This is a genomic window from Vibrio sp. B181a, assembly GCF_030248375.1.
Lineage (GTDB): Bacteria > Pseudomonadota > Gammaproteobacteria > Enterobacterales > Vibrionaceae > Vibrio > Vibrio campbellii.
In genome coordinates this window covers 289,154-295,973 of sequence record NZ_JAHGAD010000038.1, presented here as the reverse complement: position 1 = coordinate 295,973, position 6,820 = coordinate 289,154, and the positions used below count along the sequence as shown (strand labels likewise).

General features: G+C 41.6%; 8 protein-coding genes. 2 read left to right on the top strand and 6 right to left on the bottom strand.

Annotation, left to right across the window (positions count from 1 at the left end):
* Nucleotides 1-56: 56 nt before the first annotated feature.
* Complete coding sequence (locus KIO97_RS18125) at nt 57-959, bottom strand: Dyp-type peroxidase (RefSeq protein WP_010449646.1); 903 nt, start codon at nt 957-959, stop codon at nt 57-59.
* Nucleotides 960-1,001: 42 nt separating this feature from the next.
* Entirely contained in the window at nt 1,002-1,487 is a 486-nt protein-coding gene (locus KIO97_RS18120; protein ID WP_050905836.1) for a DUF2919 domain-containing protein, read from the bottom strand.
* A 145-nt stretch (nt 1,488-1,632) separates the two neighbouring features.
* On the opposite strand from KIO97_RS18120, the gene KIO97_RS18115 reads away from it, so the two are divergent.
* Both KIO97_RS18115 and KIO97_RS18110 read left to right on the top strand, forming a co-directional pair.
* Nucleotides 1,633-1,986: a DUF2956 domain-containing protein gene (locus KIO97_RS18115; RefSeq protein ID WP_005433025.1), complete on the top strand. Its 354-nt coding sequence runs from the start codon at nt 1,633-1,635 to the stop codon at nt 1,984-1,986.
* Between the two features lies 1 nt (nt 1,987).
* Complete coding sequence (locus KIO97_RS18110) at nt 1,988-2,320, top strand: DUF4156 domain-containing protein (RefSeq protein ID WP_050905835.1); 333 nt, start codon at nt 1,988-1,990, stop codon at nt 2,318-2,320.
* Between the two features lie 38 nt (nt 2,321-2,358).
* Here the strand turns inward: KIO97_RS18110 and KIO97_RS18105 are convergent, their stop codons facing one another.
* From KIO97_RS18105 to KIO97_RS18090, 4 genes are all read right to left on the bottom strand, one after another.
* Complete coding sequence (locus KIO97_RS18105; protein WP_005445349.1) at nt 2,359-2,646, bottom strand: helix-turn-helix domain-containing protein; 288 nt, start codon at nt 2,644-2,646, stop codon at nt 2,359-2,361.
* A 421-nt stretch (nt 2,647-3,067) separates the two neighbouring features.
* Nucleotides 3,068-4,804, bottom strand: coding sequence for a P-loop NTPase fold protein (locus KIO97_RS18100; RefSeq protein ID WP_285383588.1), 1,737 nt, complete (start codon nt 4,802-4,804; stop codon nt 3,068-3,070).
* A gap of 196 nt (nt 4,805-5,000) precedes the next feature.
* The gene (locus tag KIO97_RS18095; RefSeq protein ID WP_285383587.1) at nt 5,001-6,215 is read right to left on the bottom strand and encodes an AIPR family protein; all 1,215 of its coding nucleotides are present in this window, start codon (nt 6,213-6,215) and stop codon (nt 5,001-5,003) included.
* Nucleotides 6,184-6,777 (bottom strand): hypothetical protein, encoded by a 594-nt coding sequence (locus KIO97_RS18090; RefSeq protein ID WP_285383586.1) that lies wholly within the window; start codon nt 6,775-6,777, stop codon nt 6,184-6,186. The genes KIO97_RS18095 and KIO97_RS18090 overlap by 32 nt, the downstream gene beginning before the upstream one ends.
* Nucleotides 6,778-6,820 lie beyond the last annotated feature (43 nt).

The window sequence follows — 6,820 nt, the reverse complement described above, 5'->3', positions numbered from 1 at the left end:
TATCCGAACGGCATTACTCCGAGCGGAGGGCTTTAGTATACGTTGCTTCTAGGAAATTACTTAATCGCCAATTCCGCTAGCATTTCTTGTGATGGAGCGAAGAAGTACGCGCCTGTTACCGCCTTAGTGAAACGAAGCAGTTGGTCTGTCTTGCCATCCGTCACGCCGTACATGCTTTCAAGCATCACTTTGATGTTGTGGATAGTGTTGCAGTAAGAGATGAACAGAAGACCATGTGCACCAGTCGCTGTGCCGTATGGCAAGCTGTGGCGAACGATCTTAAGACCTTTACCTTCTTCTTTAATGTCTACGCGACCTACGTGAGAAGCAGCTGGAACGTCTTCTAGCTCGATAGAGTCTGGTTTAGTACGGCCAATGACTTTCTCTTGAGCAGAGACATTCAAACGGTTCCATGCAGGAAGGTTGTGCTCAAAGCGTTGAACCATCACGTAGCTACCACCAGCAAAAGCGCCGTCTTTGATCAATGCAACGTCAGCACGCGCATCACCTTTCGGGTTCTCTGTGCCATCTACGAAATCCGTCATGTCACGAGCATCTAGGTAACGGTAACCGTAAGTTTCGTCGACGACTGTTACATCTTCTGCTGTATCCACTAGGAATTTACGCAGTACATAGAAGTGCAAATCGTGACGAGTTGAGTGGCAGTGAATCAGTACATCAACATCAGATGCAGGCGCAATCACGTCGCCTTCACCTAGCTCAGGGAAGTCGATCAACTCTTCTGGCATTTGCATGTTTAGGTGCTGCCAGAAAGACTTAGTGAATGCGATAGAAATCGTTAGGTCTGCACCTGGTTGGCTCGCATTTAGCTCATTTACTAGCTCAGGTAGCGCTTTCAGTTTCGCCAGTACGTTTTCACGGTTTTGGTTCACCTTTAACTGAGTGTAAAGTGCAAATGGTCCTGCTTCAGGCACAATCGCCGTTTGAGCTTGTGACATTGAGATATCCTCTTTATTGCCCCGTACGGGAAATTTTTGTTCTTAATTTTTTGATGGCTGTTCTTCTCTGTGCTCAACTTGTGGCACGTTGAAGCAGTCTTTCACCCATCTTCCATTTAGAAGATAGATCATAAACCAAGTTAACAGGGTAATTGTGAGCGCGTTAGCCCAGTTGAATACGCCATGTTCGAGGTAGACATGATACATGGTCTGAGCCAATTGAATACCGCACAAGATCAAAGTCATAGCGCGACCATGTCGGGTAATTTGATTCACCCAGCCTCTGTCAGGATGACGCAAGCCCATCAACCACATCAGCAACAGGCTAGGAATACCCATCGATAGTCCGAGGTATAACGTATTAGAGTCAGGGTAAACAATCGATAGTATCTTGCTACCGCTGTCTCTGCTTACTCCTGCCATGGCAAACACCACCCAAGAGCGTGCTAGGAACATCCAACCTAGCCATAACATAATTGGCGCTTTCAAAAATCCATGAGCGTCGTACTGATCAAATGAGTAACGCACAATATCGTCTTCTTAGTTTCATAAAAACGCCACTTTAACCGATCGCTTAAGAGTTGCAACCCAGCAAAGATGAGAACTAAAGTTCATTTCGTCATCTTACGCAGGTAAACTAAGTTAAGATTTACAGTGACGTCGATAAAAAAGCATGAAAAAGAAAAACACAGCAGCACCCGCTCCTTCTCAAGAAACCCAAACTGAAGCAATGAAAATTGCCAAATCAACCCAAAAGCCTGGGCAAACCAAAGAGCAGACGAAACTGATCGCTCAGGGGATTGAAAAAGGCATCGCTCAGTACAAGAAACAGCAGAAGGAACGTAATCGACAAGCCGATAAAGCGAAGAAAAAACAACAGAGAGAAAAACAGCGTCAACGTGATGACGTCGTTGAACAAGAATCAACAAATATTGAAGCACCAACGAGCAAACCAGCTGTATTACCTTGGGCACTATTGGTTCTGAGTTGGATTGGTTTTGTGGCTTACATCGTGATGGGGAAATAATATGCAACGTTATTTGATGATAGGAAGCATCGCACTAGCTTTGATAGGCTGTTCGTCACCATCAACGCTACCAACAACATCAAGTGATGACGTTCAGATTCGCTTTGATAGCCAGTTCAATCCGGAGCAATGCGAGTATTTAGGTGAAGTCACGGGCAGCGAAGGTCACTGGTACAGTTACTTGTTCTACACCAACGATGCCATGATGCATGGTGCGATGGCCGATTTAAAAAACAACGCCGCTTTGCTCGAGGCCGACACCGTTTACATGGTCTCCCCACAAGACTTTGTGACTTCTTTCAGCGTGCTAGGTACTGCCTACCGCTGCCAATAAGCGTTTTCCAGACGTAAAAAAAGCCAGCAATTGCTGGCTTATGCACGAAATCCAAGACTGCTAGCGATATCTCCCTCTCGCTCAAGAACCCATTGACTGTCAAAAGGTCCCCAATCCGAAAGTTGGTAATAGCCGTCGTTATGACGTCGACCATCTTGAACGAAGATGAGTTCGATGCCGATCCCCGGTAATGCCTTGAGTACATCTTGAATAGTACGACGAGGCCACCCCGTTCTTTCGATCAATTTTGGTACATTTGGCCTTTCTAGGTTTTCCACCAACAAGGCCAAATATAGCCGCCTTGCAAAAACAGGACTCAATTCCATTGACACCTCCTAAAATTGTGCTGATTCATTATTTCTTTTTTGCTCAGCAAGATGTTGCGTTTGATCAATAACTCGACTTTTCCGTGCTATTTAGCCAAGTTTTTTATCATTCTTATCGCTGTTTGGTGGAGGAATGAGCGGCTGGGCACGGCTCAATAGAGCACTGACCTGTGAAATATTCGCCGCATGATTTTGTCACAGTGATTGCTTCTTGATAGGATGCTTGAACAGCCAAAAACAATGCAAAATCGGGCGTTCCATAGCGTAAACCGATAAGTAAAGCACAAAGAGAAAAGGAAATAATATGACGATCACCATGTTCGGCATCCCAAACTGCGAGACAATTTAGAGACATCCGTACATATAACAACGCCCATTCAACTCGTGATTTCCATCACACTTTAAATGAACAATGTTTACTCTATCTATTCTCTGCTTCAGCGAGCTTTTTTGAAGCTAATTCAACTCTTTGCTGTATCAAAGCCAACGCGCCCGTCCTTCTACTTGGGCCCCACTCTTCTTTTAGCCTTTCAATTAACGCTAACATCTCATCCATAGCAGCGAGTTCATCAGCAAAAAAATCGCCAAGATTAGAAAAATTATACCTACTAGATAACAGCCTTCCAAAATCGAATAATTCCTCAACCTTCCATTCTCGAAAAGCATGTTCGAAATTGCCAATTCCAATATGATTAAGTAATGGTCTGTGTGATTTATGTTCTGATATCTCTTGATATACACTGGCAAGCGACTGCTTGAACTTAACAATAAATTCCGAGCTATCTCTTACTACTGACAAACTTGAGTACTCTGAGTATTTAGACTCAAAGATATCTTGCAACTCAAGGTAATTCTCTACTTGCAAGAATCTATCGTAATCTCGGGGAAGTGGAAGGAAGTCTGTAACTTTTACTTTAGAAGCAATAGTCACTATTTGGGCTTCATCACCAAAAGTTGTATCAATTGCTTGGTCTCTCAATAGCGATATATAAGTGCTACAAACACCGAACCATTCAGCTATATTCATAGTTTGAGGATTATTGATTGCATTTTGCAAAGCTAATACGCCCTTATTGAAGGTATCATCATCTATACGAAACCTTGACCAATATGACGTCACCGCTTCAATTGGTTTCGCTACTACAGGCAGCTCGAAGTCTTGGGCTAAGTTTTCATAGCTAAGGACACCGTTACTACAGAATTCAATTAGAGGCTTTGGAATTGACGTATAAAGACTCGGAAAAATTTCATCGTGTTCTTTGTACTCACTTTCTACAGATTCATCCTCACCCCGAGATACCATTCTACGGAATACTTGGGTTTCAACAGCACAAACAATACTCTCTGAGTCTAAGCCACGCTCATAGATTGCGTAGCAAGTCCGAATAGTCTGGTCAAGTAACTTGGATAAGGCTAATTCAGTAGAAAGCGAATCATCTTTAGCAACGAGTTTATGTAGTTTTTTAAAGCGGTTTAGTCCCCTTTTCAGTACTCGAATGTTTCTAATTTTTAGTGTTGAGACCAATAGACTAAGTTCATTTGTTAAACTGCCAGAGAGAACATCCTGATAATCACCAACAACAAATGAAAACAACTCCTCATTCGTTAAGCTAAATTTAACCTTATCAACGAATACCTTTTCGATATCTTCCTTGCATCGAATTTTATCCTCATTCGCCACAACGACAATTTTAAAGCCCTTTGACTCTGCAAGATTTAAGCACTCGCCCAAAATATGTTTAATGGTCTCATCTTGGGAAACTCTCTCTAAATCATCAAGAATTAGTACATAGTCTCTAAGTTTAGAAAACAAAGCATGCTTGTAAGCTCCTGCTACGCCAGAGATTACAGCTCCGACCCCTCGCTCTCCCATATTTTGAGCTAAACCGTCAACAGCTTTAGACATAAACGTAGCTATCTTTGTTGAATCTCCATCGGATAACATTAATGAAATAAGCTTGTCTCTGAAGTCTCCAATACTCGATATGCCGTACAGTGAAAAGAACAGTACATCTTTTTTGAATTTATATTCTAACGCTCCTTTGAGTTCAGTATTTACAAAATGTGTTTTACCACTCCCCCAGGCACCGTCCAAGAGTAAAACAGAAGGAAATGCTTCATCACTCAACAAATCAATTATCTGCGTAACCCGACCCATTAGTCCCAATCCAAAATATGTCATCTATAAAATTAAGAATATGGTATCTGTTATGACACTAGTTTCCAATAGACTGGACCCTGTGAAAAAGGCTTCCCAAAATAGAAAAACGACCCTAGAGACATGGTCTCTAGGGTCGTTTCATGTTTGTCACTAGACTATAGTTATGTGACTACAACTCTTGTTGCAAAAACGTTCAGATACTCAGTGATCCTTTAAAATCACCAAACCAATTATCAAAGTCTTCATTGAACATATCCATGTCTTCTCTGAAAGAACTTATCGCATCTGTAATCTCTTGTCGGCGAGAAAGTCGATTATTTGTGGCAGGCATTAAACGAGTTGTCCTTTTAATTACTTGCTTCACGACACCAACCCATAGCTCAATTGCTTGTGCCCTCGTTATACTATCTCTGTAACTTAGAGCATAAGGGTTAGCTACTGGTCCACCTACAATCATTTCCATAATTGACGAAATAGCATGAATTATAATGAATGAAACGCCCGGTTTTCTCAGAAACTCATATTTGGATTCATCCGTGCTTATTAATTGTCCATGACGAAACTTAGTTGCATACTCAGACTTAACTTCATTTATAGCTTCATTTAGTGTGTACAAAAAAAGCAAATGGCGGGCAGTCACTGTGCTATCGAATGCTTTATTGTAAAGAGTGTCCGTTTCCCAGATATCTTTTTTATCATGATAACTACTATTCGGGTGGTCGTGATAAGCAATTAGAATTTGCGCTATGGTTTCTGGAGAAAGAGATATTTTCTTGATTGCTGGCGCTAAGTTTGACCTTAATCCACCAGTATAGTATGCATCTGGTATCGCAACGAATTCACGTCGCAATCTATCCTGCACAGCGTCCCCCGAACGAAAGTCAGATGCTAGTATCTTATTTTGAGAGTTGTTTGCTTTCGTAATCTTATCAATCTTACTGTCTTCAGATACCTTGATAAATCTTGCAGCAACTTTTACATTTTCGTCGACTTGACTTGTTAAGTTGGATAGGCAACCTGTTGTTTGAGCTCCATTGACAATAGATATCCCAGTTATATTGCTCAGTTTACCCAGTGATCGCTCTTCATCAAGGTAGTCAACCTGAAAGTCATGCACTAGCGCCGTGATACCATTATTACAAACAAAAAAGTCATTAGGCTCGTTAACGGCACTATGTTGAATCTGACCATTTATGTACTGGTCTTTTTTATTGCTCCCCATATATCCACGGACATTGGCACTAAACAACATTTCTTCTGTGTAGTCATCATATAGTTGCTTAAGAAAACTCCCTGAAACACTAGTACTAAATGACTGCCAGTTATCATCATCTTTTTCCAAGAAGCCCGGCGAGTTATTAATATCAATAGTGTCATTAATTAATGATTGAATTCTGTTGAGCTTCATAGAGTAAGTCCAACGTATCTAACCCAAACTCTTTAGCATCTATAGTCAGTTTTTGTTCTGGGTAGCGTGTGCGTGATGTAGATACCGCACTGCTACCAATACCGTTCATTATTCGCTGATTTTCACCAGTCTCTGGGCAATTGTTTAGGAACCAGATGTGTATGGTGTGAATTTTTCCTTCCGATATCGCTGCTCTCGCATTCGAGACCTGAGACCGAATTCGCTCAGGAATCTGATCTAACTCCATATCAAACAAAGCCGTAACGGCATAACTGCTATCACGTGCTTTGTTTGGGCGAGCTCCTTGTTGGCGCAAGTGTGGAGACTGAAAGGATTGAATCATATAGATTCGAGCATTGTCTTCGTCAGTAAATAGTATATCTATATTCTCGTCGTCCCCACCTTCAGTAATGATTTCGGAAGCAATAGAGCTCATATCACTATATTGCCCATGTAACTCAATAGCGTACATCGCTGCATTTAAGTTACCAAATGCCTCTAAATCATCCCTTTGTTGAAGAGCGACCCAAAATGTACTGTCAGATAAGTGTGTGTAAGCCATGTATGACCTAGCGTTATAAATGTATTTTCACATTCCATTATCG

Excerpts from the sequence above, each read along its gene's own strand:
- KIO97_RS18125 (WP_010449646.1), bottom strand. The coding sequence starts at position 959 with ATGTCACAAGCTCAAACGGCGATTGTGCCTGAAGCAGGACCATTTGCA.
- KIO97_RS18115 (WP_005433025.1), top strand. The coding sequence starts at position 1,633 with ATGAAAAAGAAAAACACAGCAGCACCCGCTCCTTCTCAAGAAACCCAA.
- KIO97_RS18110 (WP_050905835.1), top strand. The coding sequence starts at position 1,988 with ATGCAACGTTATTTGATGATAGGAAGCATCGCACTAGCTTTGATAGGC.
- KIO97_RS18105 (WP_005445349.1), bottom strand. The coding sequence starts at position 2,646 with ATGGAATTGAGTCCTGTTTTTGCAAGGCGGCTATATTTGGCCTTGTTG.
- KIO97_RS18100 (WP_285383588.1), bottom strand. The coding sequence starts at position 4,804 with ATGGGTCGGGTTACGCAGATAATTGATTTGTTGAGTGATGAAGCATTT.
- KIO97_RS18095 (WP_285383587.1), bottom strand. The coding sequence starts at position 6,215 with ATGAAGCTCAACAGAATTCAATCATTAATTAATGACACTATTGATATT.
- KIO97_RS18090 (WP_285383586.1), bottom strand. The coding sequence starts at position 6,777 with ATGGCTTACACACACTTATCTGACAGTACATTTTGGGTCGCTCTTCAA.